Origin of the sequence: Streptomyces sp. NPDC048275 (assembly GCF_040652275.1) — a bacterium.
Classification (GTDB): Bacteria; Actinomycetota; Actinomycetes; order Streptomycetales; family Streptomycetaceae; genus Streptomyces.
Genome location: NZ_JBEZLR010000019.1, coordinates 87,638 through 111,353, shown reverse-complemented (window position 1 = coordinate 111,353; position 23,716 = coordinate 87,638). Strand labels below are relative to the sequence as shown.

Below are 23,716 nucleotides of genomic sequence, written 5' to 3'. Positions count from 1 at the left end.
ACGCTCGGCTGGGAAACCCCAGCCGAGCGCCTGTCTAAACTGCTCGCGGCCTGATCAACCGACCACGTGTTGCAACGACCCCTTGAATTCGCCGAATCCGCGGGGCCCTCATTCGTCAGCACCGACGTCAGGGGCAGCGCCGGTGCTTGGGGAGCGGCGCCGGGGGGTGCGTCGCTGGTCTTGGATGGCAGTCAGCCTTGTGGGGGGCGTTGGGTGGGTCCTTTGGGTGGGCGGTTTTCGCCGTGCGCCGGGTGGGTGACGGCCTCCGTAACCGCCTGGACCACCTCGGCACGGATTCCGCCGGTCGGCCCCGGGCGTCCCCGGAGCCGACCGTTCTTTTGAGTGACCGGGCTGCTGTCCCCTGCCGTCCGGTCACCACCCTGGGACGAGGTCCCATGACGTACGGCACGATCCGATCCGTACGTCTCATCGCCCCAGAGGGGCCACGCGTGGTTCCTTCGAGCCCGCCCCTGGCTGGCACGGACACCATGACCAACGAAGCCCGCGCCGCACTGGTCACGCGCCGTACGGATGCGAGGGCATGCGTACGTGCGTACGCCGTGCACGGGTTCAGACGCGGCCGCGGCACAGCTCCAGCAGCGTCATGGCCAGCGAGGTGCCCGGCTTGCCCAGCGCGTTCCTGTAGTGGCCGAGGATCTCCATCTCGCGCGAGAGGTTCACCCGGCGGCCGCCCGACGTGATCCGGGCCTCCTGGATCACCACCGACACGGCCATCCGTTCCTGCACGAGGCCGATGATCCGGTCGTCGAGTGCGTCGATGCGGTCGCGGGCGTCGGTGATCACGTCGGCGGCCTCGTCGGTGCGTGCGCCGGTCTTGTCGAGTACGTCGGCCATGGTGGGGCTCCTCTGCTCTGTGGAGGTGCCCCGGAGCGGCAGGGCCCGGAAACGGCAGACGCCCCGGGCCTTGTCGGCCCGGGGCGCCTGGGAAGTCGCTTGTCAGTTGCTCAAGCAGCACGACCATGGCAGCCGGTGGGCCGGTTGCCATAGGTAAACAGGAAGTTCGTGTGCGTGAGCATGGGGGCAGTATGCCCGGTGGGGTGGGGCGGGGCCAAGCTGGTTCGGATGGTGAGACCGCTGGGCGGGTGAGTTTTTTCGCCCCCGCCGCCCCTACCCGTCCCATCCGTACCTGGGGGCTCCGCCCCCCCCAGGCCCCCGTTCGGCCTGAACGGCCTCGTCCTCAATCGCCGGACGGGCTGAGATGCCTAGGGGCGCGGGGCTGTGACATTGTGCCGCTCCGCCGCGTGGGCGCGCCCAGCCCCCACCGCCCGCAGCAAATCAACAATCTGCCGGGGGTCCGGGGGCGGAGCCCCCGGGGATGATGGGGGTCCCCCTGCTCGAGCGAAGTCGAGAGCTTGGGGGAGGGTAGGGGCGGCGGGGGCGAAAACCGGCTCGGCGGCCCCACTCCGACCCCCGGTAGACTTGGTGCACCACACCCCTCGCTCACCGCCGGAAGGCAAACCGTGCCAGAAGTGTCCCCCGCCGCCCCCGACACCGTCCTGGTCGTCGACTTCGGTGCGCAGTACGCCCAGCTCATCGCCCGCCGCGTCCGCGAGGCCCGGGTTTACAGCGAGATCGTGCCGAGCACCATGCCGGTCCAGGAGATGCTCGCCAAGAACCCGGCGGCGATCATCCTCTCCGGCGGCCCCTCGTCGGTGTACGCGGAAGGCGCCCCCCGCCTCGACCGCGAGATCTTCGAGTCCGGTGTCCCCGTCTTCGGTATGTGCTACGGCTTCCAGCTGATGGCGACGACCCTCGGCGGCACCGTCGACAACACGGGCGCCCGCGAGTACGGCCGTACGCCGCTGCATGTCTCGAAGTCGGGCTCCACCCTCTTCGAGGGCACCCCGGACGAGCAGTCGGTGTGGATGTCGCACGGCGACGCGTGCAGCGCCGCCCCCGAGGGCTTCACGGTCACGGCGTCCACGGACGTCGTCCCGGTCGCGGCCTTCGAGAACGACGAGAAGAAGCTGTACGGGGTCCAGCACCACCCCGAGGTCATGCACTCCACGTACGGCCAGCAGGTGCTCGAGCACTTCCTGTACCGGGGCGCGGGCCTCACCCCCTCCTGGACCACCGGCAACGTCATCGACGAGCAGGTCGCGCTCATCCGCGAGCAGGTCGGCAGCAAGAGGGCCATCTGCGGCCTCTCCGGCGGCGTGGACTCCGCCGTCGCCGCCGCCCTCGTCGCCAAGGCCATCGGCTCGCAGCTGACCTGCGTGTATGTCGACCATGGCCTGATGCGCAAGGGCGAGAGCGAGCAGGTCGAGAAGGACTTCGTGGCCGCCACCGGCGTGCAGCTGAAGGTCGTCGACGCGGAGGAGCGGTTCCTCGCCGCGCTCGCCGGGGTCTCCGACCCCGAGGAGAAGCGGAAGATCATCGGCCGGGAGTTCATCCGGGTCTTCGAGCAGGCGCAGGCGGAGATCATCGCCGAGGCCGCGGAGGGCGAGGACGTCGCCTTCCTGGTGCAGGGCACGCTCTACCCGGACGTGGTCGAGTCCGGTGGCGGCACCGGCACCGCCAACATCAAGTCCCACCACAATGTGGGCGGTCTCCCCGAGGACCTCGAGTTCGAGCTCGTCGAGCCGCTGCGCAAGCTGTTCAAGGACGAGGTGCGGATGGTCGGGCAGGAGCTCGGTCTTCCCGACGAGATCGTCCAGCGCCAGCCGTTCCCCGGCCCCGGCCTCGGTATCCGTATCGTCGGCGAGGTCACGAAGGAGCGGCTCGACCTGCTTCGCGACGCCGACGCGATCGCCCGCGAGGAGCTCACGGCCGCCGGCCTCGACCGCGACATCTGGCAGTGCCCGGTGGTCCTGCTCGCCGACGTCCGCAGCGTGGGCGTCCAGGGCGACGGCCGTACGTACGGACACCCGATCGTCCTGCGTCCGGTCTCCTCCGAGGACGCGATGACGGCCGACTGGTCGCGTCTCCCGTACGACGTCCTCGCCAAGATCTCGACCCGGATCACGAACGAGGTCGCGGACGTCAACCGAGTCGTCCTCGACGTGACGTCGAAGCCCCCGGGCACCATCGAGTGGGAGTAGTCCCGCGGCTCACGTCCGCCTGAGAGTGCGCACCGGCTCTCCGGGCTTCCAGATCTCGACGACCAGATAGGTGTCGTCCTCGATGTAGGTCCGTACGACCTCCGTCAGCTCGGTGCGGAAGAGGTGGAACGGCTGCGGCGGTTCCACCTCTTCCACATACAGGGCCTTCGCCGCGGGCTCGTCGACCTCGACCGCCCGCCCGCTGATCCGGACGTCGCCCCCGGCCATCCCGGTCCCCGGCCCGGGGTTCGCCTGGAGCGTGAAGCGCGGGTCGCGGCGCAGGTCGAGTGCCTTGAGCGAGTCCGGCATCATGCCCAGCCAGAGCTCGCCGTGCACGAAGCGCACCTCGAGGCCGCTGGTGCGGGGCGAACCGTCCGCGCGGAGGGTCGCCAGGACGTGGTGCGTGAAAGCGCCGAAGCGGCTTTCGGCCAGCCGGGCGAGGTCGGGTTCGGCGGCCGTGAAGGCTGCCCAGTTCGTGTGACTCGTATGGCTGGTCTGGCTCGTCTGGCTGATCCGGCTCATATGGTGAGTCTCGCGCCGATACCTGACATCTTCTGGCCGGTTTTGGCGAGGCCTTTTCGCCGGAATGCGGCCGTACGACATCCCGCTCCGTACCCCGCGTAACGGTTGCGCACTCTCTTCACGGAACGGCTCTGTTCTCCTGCACCGGCCGGAGGTACCTTCCGCTCCGTCACCGCCGAACAAGCCAGCGCTGGAGGACCTATGCAAGGGCCCACGCCGCCCCTGCCCCTGCCCACCGACCAGCTGCAGTTCGCCATGCCGCCGATGTACGAATCGCCGGACGACGAACGGCGGCACCGCAAGGAGCGGCTGGCCGGGGCGTTGCGGATCTTCGGGCGGCTCGGATTCGAGGACGGGGTCTCCGGCCACATCACCGCGCGTGACCCGGAGTACAGCGACTGCTTCTGGGTGAACCCCTTCGGGATGCCGTTCAAGCACGTGACCGTGAGTGATCTGGTCATGGCCAACCAGGACGGGCAGGTGATCGAGGGCCGCTACCACGTGAACCAGGCGGCGTTCACCGTGCATGCGCAGGTGCACGCCGCCCGCCCCGATGTCGTCGCCGTCGCCCACTGCCACTCCGTGCACGGCCGCGCCCTCTCCGCCCTCGGTGCCCTCCTCGATCCGATCAGTCAGGAGAGCTGCGCCTTCTACGAGGATCTCGCGCTGTACGACTCGTACACCGGTGTCGCCGTGGACGCCGAGGAGGGCCGCCGGATCGCCTCCGCGCTCGGCACCCGCAAGGCGCTCGTCCTGCGCAACCATGGGCTGCTGACCGTCGGCGACTCGGTGGACGCGGCGGCCTGGTGGTTCCTGTCGCTGGAACGCTCCAGCCAGGTCCAGCTCCTTGCCCAGGCCGCGGGCCGCCCGATCCTGATCGACCACAAGCAGGCGACCGCGACGCGCGAACAGCTCGGCGGCGACCTGGTGGCGTGGATCAACTACCAGCCGCTGTGGCAGGACATCAGCAGGAGCGAGCCGGACCTGCTGAGCTGAATGTCCCGGAAGCCCTCCAGACAGGCCCTGGCTCAGAAGCCCCGCAGGACCGCCGCTTTGGTCACCGCGAACTCCTCGTCCGTGAGCACGCCGTCGCGATGCAACTCGCCCAGCTCCCGCAGACGCCGCAGGAGTACGTCGTGGTGGTCGGCCTGGGGCGGAACCGCGGAGGCGAGTTGCGGGGGCTGGTCGACGTGTTCTTCCGCCCGCGCGGACGGATGCGGCAGACGGGCCGTCACAGCGGCGGCGACGAGCGCCGTCAGCAGGTCGCGGCGGGCGCTGCCCCACAGGTCCAGGGCGAACGGGTCCTTCTCGGGCGGCAGTTTCGAGAACACGGCCTCGCGCGTCACGAAACGCAGAAACCCGTCCTCGTAACCGGAGTTGGGCAGCCACTCCACCTGCACCAGGTCTCCGACGGCGATGATCCGCGGGCCCGTCGCCCGCTTGACCCGGTCGGAGGTGTCCGCCCAGTCGATCCGCACCTGCGTGCCGTCGAAGGAGACCGTGCCGTCGCTGGAACGGACGGACACGGGCACCGGCGGGCCCGCGAGGAGGTAGGCCTTGGACGGCTCCTTGGGGATCTGATCGAGGAGCAGGGCATGCCGGATCTCCTCGGCCACGTACTCGGCGACCCCGGAACGGTCGATGTCGACCATCAACCGGTACGGATCGGCCGCGTCCGGAAGCCGGCCGCCGGTCGCCTGGAGCAGCGGATCGGCGCCCTCGCGGAGCCTGAGTCGCAGCCGACCGCGCTTGCGTTCGGGCTCATAGACGATGCCGGAAACCGCCTCCAGGGGAACGGTGATCTCCCCGTACGTCTGCCGGAACAGCGGAACGGAGCGGTGGAGTCCCGGCGTGATCCTGACCGTACTGCCGTCGAAGGCCCAGGTCCCGTCGCGCTGGATGATCTCGGCCATGGACAAATTCTCGCAGCCCGGTCAACACGGGGTCCGCCCTCTTCACCCGCGCTGACCAGACCTGCCGGATACGAGCGCTGTTACGTACGGCACAATGCGCTGTCATCGCAAGGCAGTTGTACGGCGGTCAGGCGTACGGAACTCGTACCGAGCAAGGCCTGGCCGCACGAGAGTTCTTGGCGCGGAAGGCGGCAGTGGGCGTGGCGGTGCAGGAGGCTAGACACGGCGCGGAGCGCGGTGCGGGGTCCGGGGGCGGGCTCGGCGCCGGGCAGGGCGCGCACGGGGGCGGCTGCACCTGCGGGGACTGTCCGCACGGGGCGCGCGAGGGGCACCGGCGGGCGGTCGCCGCGTTCCTCGCCAAGCGCGACGAGTTGGCGTCCGGGCAGGGGCTGCCCGCCGCCGTCGCGCACTCGGCGTCCGCGTCCCGGCAGTGGGTTTCGGACGAACTCACGCAGTCCGCGGACCTCGTCGCCGAGCGCGGGCGCGTCGACGGTGAGGCGTGGCTGGGGCGGCTGTGGCGGCGTACGGCGTTCGCGGTCTGGGGAGCCGTCGGCGTACTGCTTCTCGTCCAGGCACTCACCGCGATCGGAGCGGGGTGGACGGCCGTGCGGACGGCGGGCCTGCTCGCCGCCGTGCTCGTGGGCGGCCTGCTGACCGGCGCGGGCTACCTGCACCGGGCCCGCGGAGGCGCCCTCGCCCCCGTCATCGGCGAGGACAACCGTCTCTCCACCTCGCGCGTGATGGCCGCGGCGTGGGTGTTGTTCGTGGTGTACGCGGTGCTCGTCCTGGTGGGTCAACTGGCAGCGGCCTCCGCCCATGGCAAGCGCGACGACCTGATCGCCGGTCTCGAACTCGCCCGGGGCGCCGGTGCGGTGACCGTCGTCGCCGTGGTCTGCGGGATCGCGGTACTGGTGCGGCGGGTGGTGGGCCTGCGGGTCCTCGGACAACGCCTGCAGAAGGTCCCCGCCGACCGGCCGCGCGCCGCCGACCTCCTCACCGACGACTCCGGCCGGGGCAGCTTCGCCGACATCCAGTACGTCGTCATCGGCGCCGTCGCCCTGGTCTTCGCGGCGGTACGGCTGGCCCGCCGGCCGGAGCAGCTGCCGGATCTGCCCTGGGGGCTGGCGCTGCTCGTGCTGGTGTCCGCGGGTACCTACCTCGCCGGGAAGTACGCCGAGGGCGGGCGTCCCGTGATCCTCTCCGTCGTCCGCTCCCGAGAGGCGGGCGACCTCGACGCACCGATCCGCACCGGCGACGACATCGAGATCCGCGGGGCCGGATTCGTGCCGCCGGGAGCCCAGACCGCCGACCGACTCTCACGGATGGTGGTACGGATCGGCGCGGTCCATGTCCATGTGCCCTTGGTACCGGTGCCGGGCGGCTTCAGCAATCCCACGGACGCGGTGCTCACCGTGCCGGTGCCCGTGGATGTGGAGCCGGGGCGGGTGGAGGTGCAGGTGGTGACGGCGGCCGGGGTCGAGACGAACCGGTGCGTGATCGATGTGACGGACTGAGGGCTTTCCGCCCCCCCTGCCCCCGTTCCTGGGGGCTGCCGCCCCCAGACCCCCGCTTCGGCCTGAACGGCCTCGTCCTCAAACGCCGGACGGGCTGAAAGATTGCCCCCGGCGCTGTTGGCGTCAGCCTTTTGGGCGAGTGCGGCTTCGGGGGCGGGCGGGGGCGAAAACCCACCCCGGTCAGCCCCCGCACCGACGGGCCGGAGCAGGGCCGTAACTCGGCCGAAGTCAGGAAAACCGCCCCCAAGTATTGAGCGGGGACCGGCTGTCGTACGTATGGTCTCTTGAGGGGTCAACGGCACGCGGGCGAGAGGCGGCGGAGAGCGATGACTCACGGCATGCGGACGGATACTCCCACCCCCTACCTCGACGGCGGCGGTGGACGGGACTGGCGGGACACCGCCACCCGCTACGCCCTGTTGCCCCTGCGCGTGTTCCTGGGTGTCACCTTCATCTACGCCGGCCTCGACAAACTCACCGACAGCGCCTTCATGTCCGACGCCGGCTCCGGGTCGGTGGGCGACATGATGCGCACGGTGCGCGACTCCTCGGCGATCCCGGCCCTGGTCGACCTCTCGCTGAAGAACCCCGTCGGCTTCGGTTACGCCATCGCCCTGGGCGAGCTGGCCGTCGGCATCGGCACCCTGATCGGTCTACTGGCCCGCCTCGCCGCGTTCGGCGGTGCGCTCATCTCCCTCAGCCTGTGGCTGACCGTGAGCTGGGCCGCCGACCCGTACTACTACGGCAACGACCTCGTCTACCTGATGGCCTGGTTGCCGCTGGTCCTCGCGGGCGCGTCGGTCTTCTCCCTGGACGCGGCACTGCGCACGAGGCGCAGGCAACGGGCCGGTGACTACGGCTACTAGTAGTCCTGGGCAGGGCTAGTAGTCGTGGGCGGGACGCGGGACGCAGGACGCAGCGGGGCCGCTCCTACGCCGGCCCCGGCTTCCGTCGCCCTGAGCGGCGTCTGCGTATGGCCTGGGTCAGGAGCGCCACCGCCCCCGCCAGACAGAGCCCACCCGTGACGACGGGGATCACCGCGAACCACGGGGTTTCCCACAGGCCGCCCGCGTCACCGGCGTAGATGACGCCCGCCAGGGTGAGGAAGAAACCCGCGAGCAGTTTTCCCGGCTGGAACTCATGACGTAGCACGGGTCACCTCCGCCTGGCCCAGGCCGACGTGCAGGTCGAGGTCCAGCGTGCCGCCGTTCTTTTCGGCGGTCGGGGGTGACAGCGTCACCTGCTTGCTCTTGCCCGGCTCCACGTCCACGTCCTTCTCGTCGTCGCCCGGCAACTGGATGTCTCCTACGCCCACGTCCACGTTCAGTTTCACGGTGGCGTCCTTGGGGACCACGACCTTGAGTTGGCCCATGCCCACTTCGGCGCTTGTCGTCACTGTCTGGCCCTTGGTGAGGTTCAGGTGGGTGAGGTCGAGGGTGCCGACGCCTGTACCGAGGTCGTACGTCTTCTGTACGTCGGCGGTGGCGGTGGGAGCCCATTCCGTGCGTATCCAGTGCGTGCTGATGTCCTTGGGCAGAGCCGTGGAGCCGGCCAGCAGGCCCGCCGTGATCACGGCCAGGAAGATCGAGCCCGCTCCCGTACGCCCCAGGAACGCGCTGAGCGCGATGCCCACGCCGAACACGATCAGCGCGCAGGACAGACCGGTCTGCAGGCTGGTGCCGAGCGCGTGGTCCTCCCACGTCAGGCTGGTGCCGAGACCGCACGCGAGGAGCGCGAGCAGGAACACCCAGCCGCCGATCCAGCGCGGGCCGCGCGGCTGTGGCTCCCGGGGCACGCGCAGCTCCGGGCGGGTCGTGCCGCGGGCGATGTTGACCGCCGCCGCGACATCGCGGTCCCGGGTGTCGCCCGGCCCCCACAGATAGCCGGTGCCTCCGACATGCGAGCCGTCCTTGACGATCGGGTCGCGCCACCAGGAGGGGTAGGAGGCGGGGACGGGCGGGGCCTGCGCCTCGGGCGGGGCGTCGGCGACGGCTTGGGCGGCGAGGGGGTCGGGGTCGGGGGCGCCGCGCTGCTGCGACCAGAACCCCGCGCCCGCCAGGAGCAGGGAGAGGACCACGGCGAAGGTCAGCACCCCGCCGTTGTTGAGCATGGAGAGGAACACTCCGCAGCCGACCAGCGCGAAGAGGACGGCGGCCAGCGCATGTCCGTCCACGCGGCCGGTGAGGAGCCTGCGGACCTCGTTCTCCTCCTCGTCGTCGTACGGCACGAACAGCCAGACGAAGCCGTAGAAGATGAGGCCGATGCCGCCGGTCGCGGCTAGCACCGCGAGGACGATACGGAAGATCACCGGGTCCATGTCGCAGTGCCGCCCCAGCCCGGCACACACCCCGCCCAGCATCTTCTGCCGCCGGTCGCGCCGGAACTTGCGCGGCGTCTCGGGCGCTGCCGGGTCCGAGGGCTCGGCAGCGCCCTCGTGCGCGCGCGGCTCCTCACCGCCGGCGCGGGTGGCGCCTGGGGCGGTTCCCGGGGCGGGCGGCACGGCTTTCCCCGGCCCGGCGCCCGAGGGTGGGGGGCCGGGGCCGCGGTCCGGCTCCGCTGCCGCGTGCTGCTGATCCGTCATGTGTCCATGGTGACGGGCGAGGAGCCGCGACGGCAGTCGGGATGACCCTGGCCGAACCCTGATATCGGCCCTGACGGAGGCGGCGGGATCCGTTCGGTCACCGGTTTCCCGAAGATCAGGGGAGTCTCGGGGGTCGACCCTGATGCTCCGGCCCTCCCGCCGTGTGAACATCGATGGCATGCCGGACGCCGCAGCAGTGCCCCTCGACGACCCGCGGCCCCCGCGCAAGCTCTACCGCAGCAGTGACGGGCGCTGGCTCGGGGGAGTGGCGCGAGGGCTCGCCGGGCATCTTGGGCTGCCCGTCATCTGGGTGCGGCTGGTGTTCGTCGGCCTGTTCATGGCGGACGGGCTGGGGGCGCTGCTGTATGCCGCGTTCTGGTTCTTCGTGCCGCTCGGGGTCGGCGGCGTCGGCTCCGGGCGCACCTCGGCCTTCACCACCGAGACCGCCCCGGACGGCCGCCGCCGACTCGTGGCCCGCAAGCCGGACAAGGGCCAGATGGTCGCCCTGCTCCTCATGGTCGTCGTGGCCATGGTCTTCGTCGGCAATGTGAACCTCGGCGGCGGAGCCACGGCGTATCTGTGGCCGACGGTGCTCGTCGGCGCGGGCGTCGCCCTGGTCTGGCGCCAGGCGGACAACGCGCGGCGGGCCCGCTGGGTCGAGGTCGGCCGTCGCCGGCGCACCCTCACGCTGCTGCGGTCCGCGGCCGGTGTCCTGCTCGTCACCGCGGGCGTCTCCGGCATCTTCGTGCTCCAGGGCTCCGCCGCCCACCTCGGCTCCGTCCTGCAGGCCGCGCTCGCCGTCCTGGTCGGGATAGCGCTCCTCGCCGGTCCCTATCTCGTGCGCATGACCCAGGACCTCTCCGAGGAGCGCCTGATGCGCATCCGCGCCCAGGAGCGGGCCGAAGTCGCCGCCCACGTCCACGACTCGGTGCTGCACACCCTGACCCTGATCCAGCGCAACGCGGAGAACGCGAACGAGGTGCGACGGCTCGCCCGCGCCCAGGAGCGCGACCTGCGGACCTGGCTCTACAAGCCGGAGGGCACCGGCAAGGACGAGGCCGACGAGCCCACGACCCTCGCCGAGGCGGTGCGGCGCAACGCGGCGGAGGTCGAGGACAAGCACGGCGTCCCCATCGAAGTGGTCGTCGTCGGTGACTGCCCGCTCGACGAGGGCCTGACCGCACAGATGCAGGCCGCGCGCGAAGCGATGGTGAACGCGGCCAAGTACGGTGGCGAAGGCGGCGCCGTACAGGTCTACGCCGAAGTCGAGGGCAGTACGGTCTTCGTGTCCGTCCGTGACCGAGGCCCAGGCTTCGACCTCGACGCGATACCCGCCGACCGCATGGGCGTCAGAGAATCGATCATCGGCCGCATGGAGCGCAACGGAGGCACGGCGCGGCTGCGCGCGGTGCCGGGCGGCGGCACGGAGGTCGAGCTGGAAATGGAGAGGGCGGAGAAGACGTCATGAGCGACGCGAACGGACCGACCGAGGCCAAGGGAACTGCCGAGCCCGGCAGTTCGGCCACCACGGACGAAGCCCCGCTGTCCGGCGAGTCCGCGGCCGCCCCTGAGTCGGCCGCCGCCGGATCGGCCGCTGCCGGATCGGCCGCTGCCGGATCGGCCGCTGCCGGATCGGGCAGCGGTGCGGGCGGGCGACGGGCCCGGGTCGTGCTCGTCGACGACCACCGCATGTTCCGTACGGGGGTACAGGCCGAGATCGGAGAGACCGACCGGACCGGAGTCGAGGTGGTCGGTGAGGCCGCGGACGTCGACCAGGCGGTCACGGTCATCACGGCCACCCGGCCCGAGGTCGTCCTGCTCGACGTCCACCTGCCGGGCGGCGGTGGCGTCGAAGTGCTGCGCCGCTGCGCCCCGTTGATGGCCGACGCCGAGCAGCCCGTCCGCTTTCTCGCGCTGTCCGTCTCGGACGCCGCGGAGGACGTCATCGGCGTGATCCGCGGCGGCGCCCGGGGGTACGTCACCAAGACGATCACCGGCACGGACCTGGTCGACTCCATCTTCCGCGTCCAGGACGGCGACGCGGTCTTCTCGCCCCGCCTGGCCGGATTCGTCCTGGACGCGTTCGCCTCTACCGACGCCCCGCCCGTCGACGAGGACCTCGACCGCCTCACCCAGCGCGAGCGCGAGGTCCTGCGTCTCATCGCCCGCGGTTACGCGTACAAGGAGATCGCCAAGCAGCTCTTCATCTCGGTGAAGACGGTCGAGTCCCACGTCTCGGCGGTCCTGCGCAAGCTCCAGCTCTCCAACCGGCACGAGCTGACACGGTGGGCGACCGCGCGTCGGCTGGTGTGACCCAGGGGGTGTGGAGGCGGAGTGGCTGCACGCGTACCCCGGAGGGCCGGTTCCCTACTGGTGTTTCTCTACGGGCGCCGACCCCAGCATCCGTAGCGCCCACCGGTAGTGGCGTACCGCCTTCGCGATCCCGATGAGACCGGTCAGCCACAGGATCAGGCCGATCCCCATGCCGAGCACGACATCGCTGTACAGGCTCCGGCCGGGCTCCGCCTGCGCGGCCGCGGCGAAGGAGGACCAGACGCCGATCGCGCAGACGCCGAGCGAGGAGAGCAGCCAGAAGAGGCTGAGACCGGGGGAGCGGAGCCGGGAGTCGGTCGCGGGGTGACGGTCCAACGCGGACCAGACGTCGAGCAGTTCGTGTATGTGGCGATCGCGGCGGACGGAGAGGGTGACGGCGACGACGGACGGGGCGAGCGCGGCCAGGCCCAGCAGGGCGAAGAGCGGACCCAGGATGAATCCGGTGGGGTCGTCCTCCTCGAACTGTTGCAGCGGCAGCACCAGCAGGGCCCAGCCGACGATCGCCGCGAGCGCCAGCAGCCACAGCAGCAGCACCCGGTGCACCCCGAGACTCCGTCTCCGCAGCTCCTCCAGCACCCGTCCCCGGTCGGCCAGCAGCGCCGCCCGGTCCGGCCAGGTCCTGATGTGCGCGGGCGGCGGGGGCGGCGGCAACAGGGGGGAGGGCATCGGAACCTCTCGAACGGCCGGACGGGACGGCCGACGCTACCGCGATCCGCCCGCCCGCCCCACCATGCCCGAACGGCTTCGGCCACGCGCCCTCATGCCTTCACGCCACCCGAGTGGCCCCCGCGAACGGCATCTCGTCGACCGGCGCCACTCGTACGGGAGCCGACGGATTCGGGGCGTGGATCATCATGCCGTCACCGACGTAGATCCCCACATGGCTGATGCCCGAGTAGAAGAACACCAGGTCACCGGGGAGGAGTTCGGAACGTGAGACCCGGGGGCCGGCGTTGATCTGGGCGTAGGTCGTGCGCGGCAGCGAGATGCCCGCGGCGCGGTACGCGGCCTGGGACAGCCCCGAACAGTCGAAGGCGTCGGGCCCGGTGGCGCCCCAGACGTAGGGGCTGCCGAGCTTCCCGTAGGCGTACGAGACGGCCGCCGCCGCACGGGAGGTGGGGGCCGCCGCGGAGCCGGACGGCATGGGGCCCAGGTCCCGTGCGGCGGAGCGCGAGGCGTGCTGCCCCGCGTACCCGGCCGCTCCGGTGCCTCCGAGCCGCGTGAGCTGCTCGTCGGTGAGTTGCGACATCAGCCGCCGTGCCGCGTCCAGCTTCCCGGTGATGGTCTGCTTGGTCCGCTTCAGTTCCGCCTGGCGCGACTTGAGCGAGGTCAGCTCGACATGCGCGGCCCCGCGCAGCTGTTCGATCTCCCGCAGCTGCTTGCGTACGAGGCCCACCGCCTGAGACTGCCGGCTTCCGGCCCGCTCGGCGAACGCGGCCCCTTCGAGGTACTGGTCGGGGTCGCCGGAGAGCGCGAGTTGCAGCGCCGGGTCGAGGCCCCCGCTGCGGTACTGCGCCGCGGCGATCGCACCCAGCGACTCCCGCGCGGAGTTGAGCCGGTCCTGCTTGCGCGCCGCCTCGTCCTGCAGCGAACTCAGCCGCCGCCCCGCCGCGTCGGCCTTCTCCTTCGCGCCGTTGTACTTCTCGGTGGCTATCTCCGCCTCCTCGTACAACTTGTCGACCTTGGCCTTCACCTGCGCCGGGGACAGTTGCGGCTCCGCGTGCCCCGTCCCCTCGAAGCCGGTCGCCGTCGCCGCTCCCGCGAGGGCGATGGTCATGGCCGTGCGGGCCGTGTTCCCGCCGAGCGAACTCTGTCTGGGCTTGCGGTGCGCTGCCACTAGGGCCCACATCCTTCCCGGGGGCTTCCGTACGACCGCCAAGACGAGACGACCGCCAGGACGAGCGCGGTCAGCCGTTACGCGTCCGGCGGCGGCCTGCACAGGGGGAGCGAGCCGCCGCCGGACCTTCTCGGCGGTGGTGTCCGGCTGCCGCCCCTGGCCCGGGCGGCGGTGGGGAGCCGGTCACCTGGTGGAGGACGCTAAACCTGAGAGTGATGCCTTGGTGACGCCATGTACGGAACTGGCGCGACTGGATCGCCGGCTGACCGCATCAGACCGTGATCCCGGCCCCGCGCGGGCGACTTCGCACAGAGTGATGACCGATGGGGTGGTTCCGGGGCAACGGTGGGTGCCCGACTGCTAGGGGTCTACATGGGGTGGGCCGGTGACAAGGAGGATGGGTACCGCCGATTAGGCTCCGGCCTCATGGACGTACTCATCCATCTCTTCGTCGGCCTGCACATCATCGGCATCGCCTCGCTCCTCGGCGGTTTCCTCACCCAGATGAAGGCGATGGGCCAGGGAACCGCCCGGTTCGTCCCCGCCATGCTGCACGGCGCGCTGACCATGCTGGTCACGGGCGTCATCCTCGTCGGCCTCGATCAGGCCGACGACAACCCGGTCAACAACATCAAGATCGGCGTGAAGCTCGCCCTGCTGATCGTGATCCTCGGCCTCATCTATGTGAAGCGCGACGACGAGAAGGTGGACAAGGGCCTGTTCGGGCTCGTCGGGCTGCTGACGACCGCGAACATCTTCATCGCGGTCCTCTGGACCTGACGGTTCCCGCGGATTCGCCGCTCCCCGGGGATCCTTCGCCTCCTGGGGTTCCTTCGCCTCCCGAGGACCCGCCGCCTGCCGCGGACGCGACGGCTCCCGCCGCGACGGCCAGCCAGGCCGCGACCGCGATCCACAGCAGTACCTGCCCGGTCCCCCTGAGCCACGGGACGCCGGCGGCGGCCGCGACCGACAGGGCCGCCGCCGCAGTCATCCCCATCGGGAACACCGTCGCCCAGCGCCGCACGTCGTAGCGCGGGCGCGGCCACCCCAGCTCCGCGAGGACCAGGACGCCGTACCAGCCGAGGGCGAGCACGGCCAGGGCGAGGGTCACGGCGCGCAGCACACCGCTGTCGTCGTCGTTCCACAGGTAGACGTTCACATGGTGCGCGGCGATCAGCTTCGACCCGGCCAGCGCCGAGATGGCCAGCGCGCCGCCCGCGATCCAGTGGTCCCCGGCCCCCGTGGCGACCTCCCGGAAGTCGAAGCAGAGCAGCGCCACCACGTACAGCACGATCCCCAGCCAGAACAACACGAGTGCTGTGTGCGCGAGCCAGTCCGCGTGGGTGACCGTGGCGAGCACCGCGCCCAGCACCGCGAGCCCCTGCGTGGCCACACACCCGAGGAACACGGCACCGGGCATACGGGGCCTGAAGTGCCGTACGACCAGGAAGAGCAGCCCCGGCCAGAGCACGGCCGAGAGGGCGAGCAGGGCCTCGGCCACTTCCTGCCGGCCCAGTGCGGTGAGTCGGGTGCCGAGCACGGTGGTTGCCGCGACCGCGGTGAGTGCACCCGGCGTGCAGGCCTCCGCCAGCCACCGCACCCGCTCCCGCAGCAGCCGTACGACGAAGTCGGCGGCGAGCCCGAGCCAGGCGACGGCCGTCAGGACCAGCGCGATACGGGACAGGGTCTCGTGGCCGGTCTCATGCAGCCCGACCGAGATGATGCCGGTGGCCATGACGGCGGCTCCGTCGCCCGGTGGACGCCGCGCCCACCAGACGCGAAGTCGGGCCCACCGGGTGCGGGGCGGGGAGGTGGCTGGCATGGGCCTGATGCTAAGGAACTTTGGACCGGTTGCCCGCGGGGCACGCGCGCGTGGAGCTCGACGAGTCTCACGCGCGCGTACCCCGCGGCAAAGGCGTTACGCCGGACGCAGCACGCTGTGGATGATCGACTCGCCGGCGTAGAAGATCGACTCCTCGCGGACGTACGTACCCGGCTTGGGGGCGTGGATCATCATGCCGTTGCCGACGTAGAGGCCGACGTGGCTGATGTCGTCGTAGAAGAAGACGAGGTCACCGGGCTTGATGTCGGAGAGGGCGACCGTCGTGCCCGCCGTGACCTGGTCCCAGGTGGTGCGCGGGAGGGTGACGCCGGCGGCCTTCCAGGCGGCCTGGGTGAGACCGGAGCAGTCGTACGAGCCGGGCCCGGTCGCGCCCCAGACGTACGGCTTGCCGATCTGGGCGCGGGCGAAGGCGATGGCCTTGTCGGCCTTGGCGGTGTACGAGGCGTCGGTGGCCGAGGTCCCGGAGGAACTGGAGGAGCCGGAGCTTCCCGTGGTCGCGGACGACGAGTCCGTCTGCTGCTGGGCCGCCGCCTCCTGGCGCGCCTTCTCCTCCGCCTCCTGGGCGGCCTGCTGCTGCGCCAGCTCCGCCGCCTTGCGGTCGGCCTCTTCCTGCTTCTCCTTCTCGATCGCGGCGAGCCGCGCCTTCTCCTCGGCGGTCAGCTTCGACAGCAGTTCGCGCGCCTCGGTGAGCTTGCGCTGCACCTCCGTCTTGGACGTCTGCAGCGCGTTCTCGGAGGTGGTGAGCGTCTGCAGGCTCTCGGAGGCCTCCGCACGCTTCTTCGTGGTGTCGGCCTGCTCGGTGATGTAGTCGTCGACGGCCGCCTTCTGGCGGGTGGTGAGACGGCTCATCAGCTGGGTCTGGTCGAAGTAGTCCTGCGGGTCGTCGGCCAGCAGAAGGGTCGCGGTGTCGGGGGCGGAGGCACCGGTGCGGTACTGGGCCGCGGCGAACGAACCCAGCTCCTCACGCGCGGTGTTGAGACTCTCGGTGCGCTGGGCCACGTCGTCGAGGAGAGCGTCGACGCGCTTGCGCTGCTTGGCGGTCTTCTCCCTGGTCGCGTTGTACTTCTCGGTGGCCGTCTCGGCCTGGTGGTAGAGGTCGTTGACCTTCTTCTCGACCTCTTCGATGCTCGGCTTGGGCTCGGCCGAGGGCGCGGCGTTGGCCGTCTGGGAGAGCAGGGCCATGGAGGTGAGGGCCGCCGTGGCGAGGGCGGGAGTCCGTATGCCCGCTACCCGCGCGCCCCTGGAACTCCTCTTGTGTTGCGACGCCAAGAGAGGCGACTCCTTCCGTGATCCGCCTACCGAGTTAGCTGTCGGGTTCGGGCGGGTGCTTCCGGAAGGTTTGCCCTACGGTCCTTGTCCCCCAGGACGGTTGGACCGATTCACCCCAAGGTCGGTTGGGTCCCCGGCTCCGACTGCCTTACGGCGCACCGGACTCGGCGGAGGCCGCACGGCCCGGCGACGTTCGCCGGTGAGTGTCGAGCGGCCTGCCCGGCACGCTAGCCAATGCGTGTGGCTTCTGTGAAGTTTGATGTGCGATATGCCCGATACATTTTCGTGACCTTATTGGGTGGCGTTATTGTGCGCGGGAAATCCTGGGGGGATAAGTGATGGTTTTTCGCTTTCTGTCCATTCATTACTGGCGGATTGCTGACCGTAATGGAGTGATTCTGGAGGGTGATGGGGCGGCGGCGGGGGTGGTCTGCCCGTCCCGGGTCACGGAATCCGGTCGAGTTCGCGGGGTGGCGGCGGGGTGTCAGTGGGGCGGCCTAGACTCGGAGAGCGATGAGCAGCCTCTTTGATGACAGCTTCCTGGCGGACCTCAAGCCCTCGCGGGGCCATGAGGAAGAGCCCCCGCCGCCGCCCGAGGACGATCACGTACCGGAGCCGATTCCGGACGATCTGTTCGGCGGGAAGTTCGACGTGCCGCCGGACCGGGACGCGTACTACCGCGACGGTGCCCCGCGCCCCGCCGTGGACCCGGCCGCGCTCCTCGACGGGCTGAACGAGAACCAGCGAGCGGCCGTGGTGCACTCCGGCTCCCCGCTGCTCATCGTGGCCGGCGCCGGCTCCGGCAAGACCCGTGTGCTCACCCACCGGATCGCGCACCTGCTGGGCGAGCGCCATGTCCACCCCGGCCAGATCCTCGCGATCACCTTCACGAACAAGGCCGCGGGCGAGATGAAGGAGCGCGTCGAGCAGCTCGTCGGCCCGCGCGCGAACGCGATGTGGGTGATGACCTTCCACAGCGCGTGTGTGCGGATCCTGCGCCGTGAGTCGAAGAGGCTCGGCTTCACCTCCTCCTTCTCGATCTACGACGCCGCCGACAGCAAGCGCCTGATGGCCCTGGTCTGCCGCGACCTGGACCTCGACCCGAAGCGCTTCCCGCCCAAGTCGTTCAGCGCCAAGATCTCGAACCTGAAGAACGAGCTGATCGACGAGGAGGACTTCGCCGCCCAGGCCACCGACGGCTTCGAGAAGACCCTCGCCCAGGCGTACGCGATGTACCAGTCGCGGCTGCGCGAGGCCAACGCGCTCGACTTCGACGACCTGATCATGACGACGGTCAACCTCCTCCGCGCCTTCCCGGATGTCGCCGAGCACTACCGCCGCCGCTTCCGCCACGTCCTGGTCGACGAGTATCAGGACACCAACCACGCGCAGTATGCGCTGGTCAGGGAGCTCGTCGGTCCGGCGACCGGCGACCGGCTCGAGGACGCGCCGCCGGCCGAGGGCGACCTCGAGCCCGCCGAGCTGTGCGTCGTGGGCGACGCCGACCAGTCGATCTACGCCTTCCGCGGCGCGACCATCCGCAACATCCTCCAGTTCGAGGAGGACTACCCGGACGCCACGACGATCCTCCTGGAGCAGAACTACCGCTCCACCCAGACGATCCTCAGTGCGGCCAACGCGGTCATCGAGCGCAATGAGTCACGCCGCCCCAAGAACCTGTGGACCAACGCGGGCGCGGGTTCGCACATCACCGGGTATGTCGCCGACACCGAACACGACGAGGCGCAGTTCGTCGCCGACGAGATAGACCGTCTCACCGACGCGGGTGAGGCCAAGGCGGGCGACGTCGCCGTCTTCTACCGTACGAACGCCCAGTCCCGTGTCTTCGAAGAAGTCTTCATCCGCGTCGGCCTGCCCTACAAGGTCGTCGGCGGAGTCCGCTTCTACGAGCGCAAGGAGGTCCGGGACGTCCTCGCGTACCTCAGGGTCCTGTCCAACCCCGAGGACTCGGTCCCGCTGCGTCGCATCCTCAACGTTCCCAAGCGGGGCATCGGTGAGCGGGCGGAAGCGATGATCGACGCGCTCTCGCAGCGCGAGCGGATCAGCTTCCCGCAGGCGCTGCGCCGCGTCGACGAGGCATACGGGATGGCGGCGCGCTCGACCAACGCGGTCAAGCGGTTCAACACGCTCATGGAGGACCTCCGTACGATCGTCGACTCCGGAGCGGGCCCGGCGACCGTCCTGGAGGCGGTCCTCGAGCGCACCGGCTATCTCGCCGAGCTGCAGGCCTCGACCGACCCGCAGGACGAGACACGCATCGAGAACCTTCAGGAACTCGCCGCCGTGGCCCTGGAATTCGAGCAGGAGACCGGTGAGGGCGAGGGCGAGGCGCAGGCATCGGGCGGACTCTCCGACTTCCTGGAGCGGGTCGCCCTCGTCGCCGACTCCGACCAGATCCCCGACGAGGAGGACGGCAACGGCGTCATCACCCTGATGACCCTGCACACCGCCAAGGGCCTCGAGTTCCCGGTCGTCTTCCTCACCGGCATGGAGGACGGCGTCTTCCCGCACATGCGCGCGCTGGGACAGGTCAAGGAGCTGGAGGAGGAGCGGCGCCTCGCGTACGTCGGCATCACGCGCGCGCGGGAGCGGCTGTATCTCACCCGGTCGTCCCTGCGCAGCGCGTGGGGCCAGCCCTCGTACAACCCGCCGTCCCGCTTCCTGGAGGAGATCCCGGACGCGCACCTGCAATGGAAGCGCACGGGTGCGACAGCTCCGGTGTCGTCGGGTCCCGTCTCCGGCGTGGCGGCCTCGCTGTCGTCCTCGCGCTCGCGGTCCGCGGCGTCCGGCGCCTCCGGCTTCGCGACGCGCCGCGGGGTCTCCGAGAAGCCGGTGGTCTCACTGGCGGTCGGCGACCGGGTCACCCACGACCAGTTCGGCCTCGGCACCGTGGTCGGGGTGAAGGGCACGGGTGCGAACGCGGAGGCGACGATCGACTTCGGGGAGCCGAAGCCGAAGCGGTTGCTGCTGCGGTATGCGCCGGTGGAGAAGCTGTAGCCCCTCGGCGGCTCGCAGGTGGGGACCCGGCCGTTGCCTACTTCGGGTTCGGGGCCCGGCGGTTGGTTACGTCGGGTCCAGACCGTGGCTGCGCAGCCACGCCAGCGGGTCGATCGCCGAACCGCCGGCCGGGCGGACCTCGAAGTGCAGGTGCGGCCCGGTGGAATTGCCGGAGTTCCCGGAGAACGCGATCGTGTCACCGGCCTTCACGGTGGTGCCGGACGCGACGTTGTAGCTGGAGAGGTGGCAGTACCACGTCTCCGTGCCGTCCGTGCCGGTGACGATCACCATGTTTCCGTACGCGCTGTTCCACTGCGTCCGCACGGTTCCGTCGGTCGCGGCCATCACCGCCGTGCCGTACGACACCGGGAAGTCGATGCCCGTGTGCACGGACATCCAGTTGATGCCGGCCTGGCCGTAGTAGGCGCTGAGCCCCTGCTGAGCGACCGGCAGCGCGAACTTCGGCCGCAGCCGCTCCTTGCGCGCCGCTTCCTCCGCCGCCTTCTTCTTCTCGACGGCCTGCTGAGCCTTGAGGTCGATACGCTCCTGCGTGCGGCTCGCCCGGTCGGCGAAGTCGTCCGCGCCCGCGGAGAGGCTCTCGAGCTGGGTGTCCAGCTTGTTGTTGACGGCCGAGGGCTTCACGGCGATCGCGTCGGACGCGCTGGTCGTCGTGTTCTTGCTGTCGCTCGCGCCGACGCTGCCCACCGAGGCGGCGGCGATCCCCGCGACGCCCATCACACACGCCGAGGGCACGGCGACGGTCAGCATCGCGGAGCGTTTCGCGGGGGTACGGCGGCGGGAGCGGGAGGCCGACCGGGACGCGGAACGGGGGCCCGGAACCACTTCTTCCATGTCGTCGAGCAGCGGCGTCTCGTGCGCGTCGCCGACATCCCCGAACTCGCTCTCCACCGCGGCAGGCTGCTCGTGCGACACCTGCTCGAAGGCGGCGGTCGCCTGCTGGTCGAAGGGCTCGGGTTCGGATTCCGGTTCGGGCGCGGGGTGTTCGTACGTCTCGGTTGGGTGCTGCTGTTCGTACGCCTCGTACGCCTGGTGCTCACCGGTGGTGTTCCACTGCGTGGCGTCGTACGCGCCCGTGTCCTGAGTCTGCGCGGTCCACTGCTGGGCCTGGTCGGCCGTCTGCTCGGCCTGGAGCCAGGCCGCGGCGTCCCACTGGCCGGTTGCGTCGGGGCCCGGGTGCTGCGCGGGGATGTGGGCGAGCTGCTGGTAACCGGTCGCCCAGGCGGTCGTGTCGTAGGCGCCGGTGTCGTACGCGGCCTGGTGCTGCGCCGCGTACGGGTCGTAGTTCAGCGTCTGGTGGCTGCCGGTGGACCACTGCGTGGCGTCGTACGAACCCGTGCCACCGCTGTCCTGCATGTCGCCGAAGAGCGGGTCGGTCTCGAAGCTCGCTGTCTCGAAGCTCGCGGTCGGGTAGGCGCCGGTGCCGGTCGCGCCCGGGTCAAAACCGGTGGTGGCATAGCCGTCGTACGTGGTGAAGTCGCCGTACGAGGCTTCCTGGCCGCCGTAGGACGCGTAGTGCGCCGAGACGGCATCGGAAGCCGGAGCCGGGGTAGTTGCGGTCCCCGACGGGTGACGGTCGTTCACCAACTTCTCTTTCGCCTCGACAACAGGGGCTGGCAGAGCAGTGCGGCGACTGTACCCGGCGGTATGCGGGCGCGACAATCTTCGGCAGGTTTCCCGCGCGCAGGAAACGGGCATTCGGCCGTGTTTCGGGGGACTGTGGGCACGGCTTTGGCCTGGTGTTCGACGAGTGTTCGAATTCGGGTCGGTGTCCGGCGGGCCTCCGGCGGGTCTCCGGCGGTGGTTATGCCACCGTCAGGCCACCGGTGTCGGCGGTGGGGCGGGCTTCCGTCTGCTCGATGTCGAGTGCCTGCCGTATGCCGGCGGCGACGGCGGGATGGACGGGTAGGGCCAGATGGCCGATGCCGCTCACCTGAACGCTCTGCGCGAGCAGGTCCGGATGGTCGATGGCGGCCGTCTCCAGCGGGTCCATCAGACCGTCGAGGTCGCTCCAGAAACTCACGAACTGCGTGCGGCAGCCCGGCGCGGGCTTGCGCAACTGCTCGATCACCTCGGAACCCGGGCGCATCTGGCGGACGATCGGGTGCGCGTTCATCAGCGGGAGGACCCGGGTGCCCGCGTGGGGCGTGCCGAGCGTGACGACCGTGCGCACCCGCAGGTCACCGCCGAGGCACTGCACGTAGTACCGCGCGATCAGTCCGCCGAGACTGTGTCCGACGATGTCCACCTGCTCGCGGCCCGTGCGCTCGCAGATCTCCTCTATGTGCCGGCCGAGAACCTCCGCGGCGGCGCGGATGTCGCGCGTCAGCGGCGAGTAGTTGAGCGACTCGATGTGCCGCCTGCCGTACTGCGCGAGATTGCGGCGCAGGAAGAAGAAGACCGAGCGGTTGTCCACCAGCCCGTGCAGCAGGACGACCGGGGGCTTGGCCTCGGTGGGCAGTTGGGGGGCATCGGACGGCGGGGGAACCGGGGCGGCGCGGCGCTCCTGCACGATGCCGGACGGATAGAGGAGGAGGTGTCCGGCGAGGATCGCGAGCTCCAGGGCCGTCGCCTTCAGCAGGGCCATCGAGAGCCCCGCCAACGGACTTGGCAACAGGCGCTGGTGGAAGGGGAGAAAGGGCGACTCTGCCCTGGTGACCTTCATGGCCGACCTCCAGTCGGCACGCGAAGGGACCGCTCTGTCCCCCGTGTGCCCTCGTGGATAGCCGCGATGACGGTGGCCGACGGTGCGTACGCGGCGCTTGGTGCGCCGGTGACGCGAGGGGAATCCCTGCCGTCGTGCCCTCGCCGGTGTGCCGCACCGCCGCTGCGCCTCAACGGCACGGCGGCGGTGCGACCACCTGATGGCGGCTCTCCTTGCGCAGACTCCGGCTGCGGCCCGCGCGCCGCAGGTCCATGCGGTGCGTGTGCCGCGGGTACGTGGAGTGGTGCGCGGCGAATGTGTCCCACCGTGTGATTTCCCCCTCGGTCTTCAGCGGGAAACTGCGGTTTGCACGCTTCTGACGATAACGTTCGTTCACTTGCCCGGCCGGTGCGGCGCGGGCTGCCTGCACCGCGGAGACGCGTCCGGTGCGGTGAGCGGTGGAATGTTCGATATGTATCGGTACGGTTTGGTGTAGTCGGTTCATGGAGGCAGTGATGGGTGTGGCAGCCGGTCCGATCCGCGTGGTGGTGGCCAAGCCGGGGCTCGACGGCCACGATCGCGGGGCCAAAGTGATCGCGCGGGCGCTGCGCGACGCCGGTATGGAAGTCATCTACACCGGGCTCCACCAGACTCCCGAGCAGATCGTCGACACCGCGATCCAGGAGGACGCCGACGCGATCGGCCTGTCGATCCTCTCCGGCGCCCACAACACGCTGTTCGCCGCCGTCATCGACCTCCTCAAGGAGCGCGACGCGGAGGACATCAAGGTCTTCGGCGGCGGGATCATCCCCGAGGCGGACATCGCGCCCCTCAAGGAGAAAGGCGTCGCCGAGATCTTCACGCCGGGCGCGACGACCACGTCGATCGTGGAGTGGGTGCGCGCGAATGTGAGGCAGCCGACGGGGGCGTAGCGCCTTGCCGGCGGGGGGTTGGGAGCGTCGTCTGCCGATGGTGGTGCGGGTTCGCTCGGTGCCGGTGGCGATGGCTGTCGCGGTGGCGGTGGAGGGTTGGGGCCGGGCGGTGATTTTCAGCCCGTCCGGCGATTGAGGACGAGCCCTTCGGGCGGCCGGGGGTCTGGGGGCGGAGCCCCCAGGGGACGGGACCGGGTAGGGGCGGCGGGGGCGAAAACCCCCGAGCCCG

The 23,716-nt window shown here is 70.5% G+C and carries 20 protein-coding genes and 1 riboswitch; of the genes, 9 read left to right on the top strand and 11 right to left on the bottom strand.

Annotated elements, in window-relative coordinates; all coding sequences use genetic code 11:
* Positions 1-570 precede the first annotated feature (570 nt).
* Positions 571-897 carry a chorismate mutase gene (locus AB0D57_RS14650; RefSeq protein WP_362071611.1) on the bottom strand — a complete coding sequence of 109 codons (327 nt, stop codon included), beginning with the start codon at positions 895-897 and terminating at the stop codon, positions 571-573.
* A 584-nt stretch (positions 898-1,481) separates the two neighbouring features.
* On the opposite strand from AB0D57_RS14650, the gene guaA reads away from it, so the two are divergent.
* Positions 1,482-3,062: a glutamine-hydrolyzing GMP synthase gene (gene guaA, locus AB0D57_RS14645; RefSeq protein WP_362071603.1), complete on the top strand. Its 1,581-nt coding sequence runs from the start codon at positions 1,482-1,484 to the stop codon at positions 3,060-3,062.
* A 9-nt stretch (positions 3,063-3,071) separates the two neighbouring features.
* Here guaA and AB0D57_RS14640 read toward each other — a convergent pair whose 3' ends face one another.
* The gene (locus tag AB0D57_RS14640) at positions 3,072-3,584 is read right to left on the bottom strand and encodes a pyridoxamine 5'-phosphate oxidase family protein (RefSeq protein WP_362071601.1); all 513 of its coding nucleotides are present in this window, start codon (positions 3,582-3,584) and stop codon (positions 3,072-3,074) included.
* A 201-nt stretch (positions 3,585-3,785) separates the two neighbouring features.
* Between AB0D57_RS14640 and AB0D57_RS14635 the strand changes: the two genes are divergently transcribed.
* A complete protein-coding gene (locus tag AB0D57_RS14635; RefSeq protein WP_362071599.1) occupies positions 3,786-4,580 on the top strand; it encodes a class II aldolase/adducin family protein in 795 nt (264 codons plus the stop codon).
* Positions 4,581-4,612: 32 nt separating this feature from the next.
* Here AB0D57_RS14635 and AB0D57_RS14630 read toward each other — a convergent pair whose 3' ends face one another.
* Complete coding sequence (locus tag AB0D57_RS14630) at positions 4,613-5,497, bottom strand: DUF4429 domain-containing protein (protein ID WP_362071597.1); 885 nt, start codon at positions 5,495-5,497, stop codon at positions 4,613-4,615.
* 200 nt (positions 5,498-5,697) lie between these two features.
* Here AB0D57_RS14630 and AB0D57_RS14625 point away from each other — a divergent pair, with 200 nt between their 5' ends.
* Both AB0D57_RS14625 and AB0D57_RS14620 read left to right on the top strand, forming a co-directional pair.
* Complete coding sequence (locus tag AB0D57_RS14625; RefSeq protein ID WP_362071595.1) at positions 5,698-7,011, top strand: hypothetical protein; 1,314 nt, start codon at positions 5,698-5,700, stop codon at positions 7,009-7,011.
* A 326-nt stretch (positions 7,012-7,337) separates the two neighbouring features.
* The gene (locus AB0D57_RS14620; protein WP_362071593.1) at positions 7,338-7,877 is read left to right on the top strand and encodes a DoxX family protein; all 540 of its coding nucleotides are present in this window, start codon (positions 7,338-7,340) and stop codon (positions 7,875-7,877) included.
* 64 nt (positions 7,878-7,941) lie between these two features.
* On the opposite strand, the gene AB0D57_RS14615 is transcribed toward AB0D57_RS14620, so the two are convergent.
* Together AB0D57_RS14615 and AB0D57_RS14610 are read right to left on the bottom strand one after the other, a co-directional pair.
* The gene (locus AB0D57_RS14615) at positions 7,942-8,163 is read right to left on the bottom strand and encodes a hypothetical protein (RefSeq protein WP_362071591.1); all 222 of its coding nucleotides are present in this window, start codon (positions 8,161-8,163) and stop codon (positions 7,942-7,944) included.
* The gene (locus tag AB0D57_RS14610; protein WP_362071589.1) at positions 8,150-9,592 is read right to left on the bottom strand and encodes a PspC domain-containing protein; all 1,443 of its coding nucleotides are present in this window, start codon (positions 9,590-9,592) and stop codon (positions 8,150-8,152) included. Before AB0D57_RS14610 ends, AB0D57_RS14615 begins: the two co-directional genes overlap by 14 nt.
* A gap of 142 nt (positions 9,593-9,734) precedes the next feature.
* Here AB0D57_RS14610 and AB0D57_RS14605 point away from each other — a divergent pair, with 142 nt between their 5' ends.
* Positions 9,735-11,060, top strand: a complete 1,326-nt coding sequence (locus AB0D57_RS14605) for a PspC domain-containing protein (protein ID WP_362071587.1) — start codon at positions 9,735-9,737, stop codon at positions 11,058-11,060.
* Positions 11,057-11,905 carry a response regulator transcription factor gene (locus AB0D57_RS14600; RefSeq protein WP_362071585.1) on the top strand — a complete coding sequence of 283 codons (849 nt, stop codon included), beginning with the start codon at positions 11,057-11,059 and terminating at the stop codon, positions 11,903-11,905. The genes AB0D57_RS14605 and AB0D57_RS14600 overlap by 4 nt, the downstream gene beginning before the upstream one ends.
* Before the next feature lie 54 nt (positions 11,906-11,959).
* Here AB0D57_RS14600 and AB0D57_RS14595 read toward each other — a convergent pair whose 3' ends face one another.
* Both AB0D57_RS14595 and AB0D57_RS14590 read right to left on the bottom strand, forming a co-directional pair.
* Entirely contained in the window at positions 11,960-12,592 is a 633-nt protein-coding gene (locus tag AB0D57_RS14595) for a hypothetical protein (RefSeq protein WP_362071583.1), read from the bottom strand.
* A gap of 100 nt (positions 12,593-12,692) precedes the next feature.
* Entirely contained in the window at positions 12,693-13,763 is a 1,071-nt protein-coding gene (locus AB0D57_RS14590) for an NlpC/P60 family protein (RefSeq protein ID WP_362071581.1), read from the bottom strand.
* A gap of 426 nt (positions 13,764-14,189) precedes the next feature.
* On the opposite strand from AB0D57_RS14590, the gene AB0D57_RS14585 reads away from it, so the two are divergent.
* Positions 14,190-14,543, top strand: coding sequence for a hypothetical protein (locus AB0D57_RS14585; RefSeq protein WP_362071579.1), 354 nt, complete (start codon positions 14,190-14,192; stop codon positions 14,541-14,543).
* Here AB0D57_RS14585 and AB0D57_RS14580 read toward each other — a convergent pair.
* Both AB0D57_RS14580 and AB0D57_RS14575 read right to left on the bottom strand, forming a co-directional pair.
* Entirely contained in the window at positions 14,521-15,585 is a 1,065-nt protein-coding gene (locus AB0D57_RS14580; RefSeq protein ID WP_362071577.1) for a tellurite resistance/C4-dicarboxylate transporter family protein, read from the bottom strand. The two genes, AB0D57_RS14585 and AB0D57_RS14580, sit on opposite strands and share 23 nt — an antisense overlap.
* A 96-nt stretch (positions 15,586-15,681) precedes the next feature.
* Positions 15,682-16,875, bottom strand: coding sequence for an NlpC/P60 family protein (locus AB0D57_RS14575; RefSeq protein ID WP_362071575.1), 1,194 nt, complete (start codon positions 16,873-16,875; stop codon positions 15,682-15,684).
* Positions 16,876-16,882: 7 nt separating this feature from the next.
* A riboswitch (cyclic di-AMP (ydaO/yuaA leader) is annotated at positions 16,883-17,055 on the bottom strand.
* A gap of 333 nt (positions 17,056-17,388) precedes the next feature.
* On the opposite strand from AB0D57_RS14575, the gene pcrA reads away from it, so the two are divergent.
* Positions 17,389-19,893, top strand: a complete 2,505-nt coding sequence (gene pcrA / locus AB0D57_RS14570; RefSeq protein ID WP_362071573.1) for a DNA helicase PcrA — start codon at positions 17,389-17,391, stop codon at positions 19,891-19,893.
* Between the two features lie 66 nt (positions 19,894-19,959).
* On the opposite strand, the gene AB0D57_RS14565 is transcribed toward pcrA, so the two are convergent.
* Positions 19,960-21,495 (bottom strand): M23 family metallopeptidase, encoded by a 1,536-nt coding sequence (locus tag AB0D57_RS14565; RefSeq protein WP_362071571.1) that lies wholly within the window; start codon positions 21,493-21,495, stop codon positions 19,960-19,962.
* 220 nt (positions 21,496-21,715) lie between these two features.
* Positions 21,716-22,576, bottom strand: a complete 861-nt coding sequence (locus AB0D57_RS14560) for an alpha/beta fold hydrolase (protein ID WP_362071569.1) — start codon at positions 22,574-22,576, stop codon at positions 21,716-21,718.
* A gap of 494 nt (positions 22,577-23,070) precedes the next feature.
* On the opposite strand from AB0D57_RS14560, the gene AB0D57_RS14555 reads away from it, so the two are divergent.
* Positions 23,071-23,487, top strand: a complete 417-nt coding sequence (locus AB0D57_RS14555) for a cobalamin B12-binding domain-containing protein (protein WP_362071567.1) — start codon at positions 23,071-23,073, stop codon at positions 23,485-23,487.
* Positions 23,488-23,716 lie beyond the last annotated feature (229 nt).

Bases quoted from the DNA above. Each gene is read 5' to 3' on its own strand.
- AB0D57_RS14640 (WP_362071601.1), bottom strand. From the start codon at position 3,584: ATGAGCCGGATCAGCCAGACGAGCCAGACCAGCCATACGAGTCACACG.
- AB0D57_RS14635 (WP_362071599.1), top strand. From the start codon at position 3,786: ATGCAAGGGCCCACGCCGCCCCTGCCCCTGCCCACCGACCAGCTGCAG.
- AB0D57_RS14630 (WP_362071597.1), bottom strand. From the start codon at position 5,497: ATGGCCGAGATCATCCAGCGCGACGGGACCTGGGCCTTCGACGGCAGT.
- AB0D57_RS14620 (WP_362071593.1), top strand. From the start codon at position 7,338: ATGACTCACGGCATGCGGACGGATACTCCCACCCCCTACCTCGACGGC.
- AB0D57_RS14610 (WP_362071589.1), bottom strand. From the start codon at position 9,592: ATGACGGATCAGCAGCACGCGGCAGCGGAGCCGGACCGCGGCCCCGGC.
- AB0D57_RS14605 (WP_362071587.1), top strand. From the start codon at position 9,735: ATGCTCCGGCCCTCCCGCCGTGTGAACATCGATGGCATGCCGGACGCC.
- AB0D57_RS14600 (WP_362071585.1), top strand. From the start codon at position 11,057: ATGAGCGACGCGAACGGACCGACCGAGGCCAAGGGAACTGCCGAGCCC.
- AB0D57_RS14595 (WP_362071583.1), bottom strand. From the start codon at position 12,592: ATGCCCTCCCCCCTGTTGCCGCCGCCCCCGCCGCCCGCGCACATCAGG.
- AB0D57_RS14585 (WP_362071579.1), top strand. From the start codon at position 14,190: ATGGACGTACTCATCCATCTCTTCGTCGGCCTGCACATCATCGGCATC.
- AB0D57_RS14580 (WP_362071577.1), bottom strand. From the start codon at position 15,585: ATGCCAGCCACCTCCCCGCCCCGCACCCGGTGGGCCCGACTTCGCGTC.
- pcrA (WP_362071573.1), top strand. From the start codon at position 17,389: ATGAGCAGCCTCTTTGATGACAGCTTCCTGGCGGACCTCAAGCCCTCG.
- AB0D57_RS14560 (WP_362071569.1), bottom strand. From the start codon at position 22,576: ATGAAGGTCACCAGGGCAGAGTCGCCCTTTCTCCCCTTCCACCAGCGC.
- AB0D57_RS14555 (WP_362071567.1), top strand. From the start codon at position 23,071: ATGGGTGTGGCAGCCGGTCCGATCCGCGTGGTGGTGGCCAAGCCGGGG.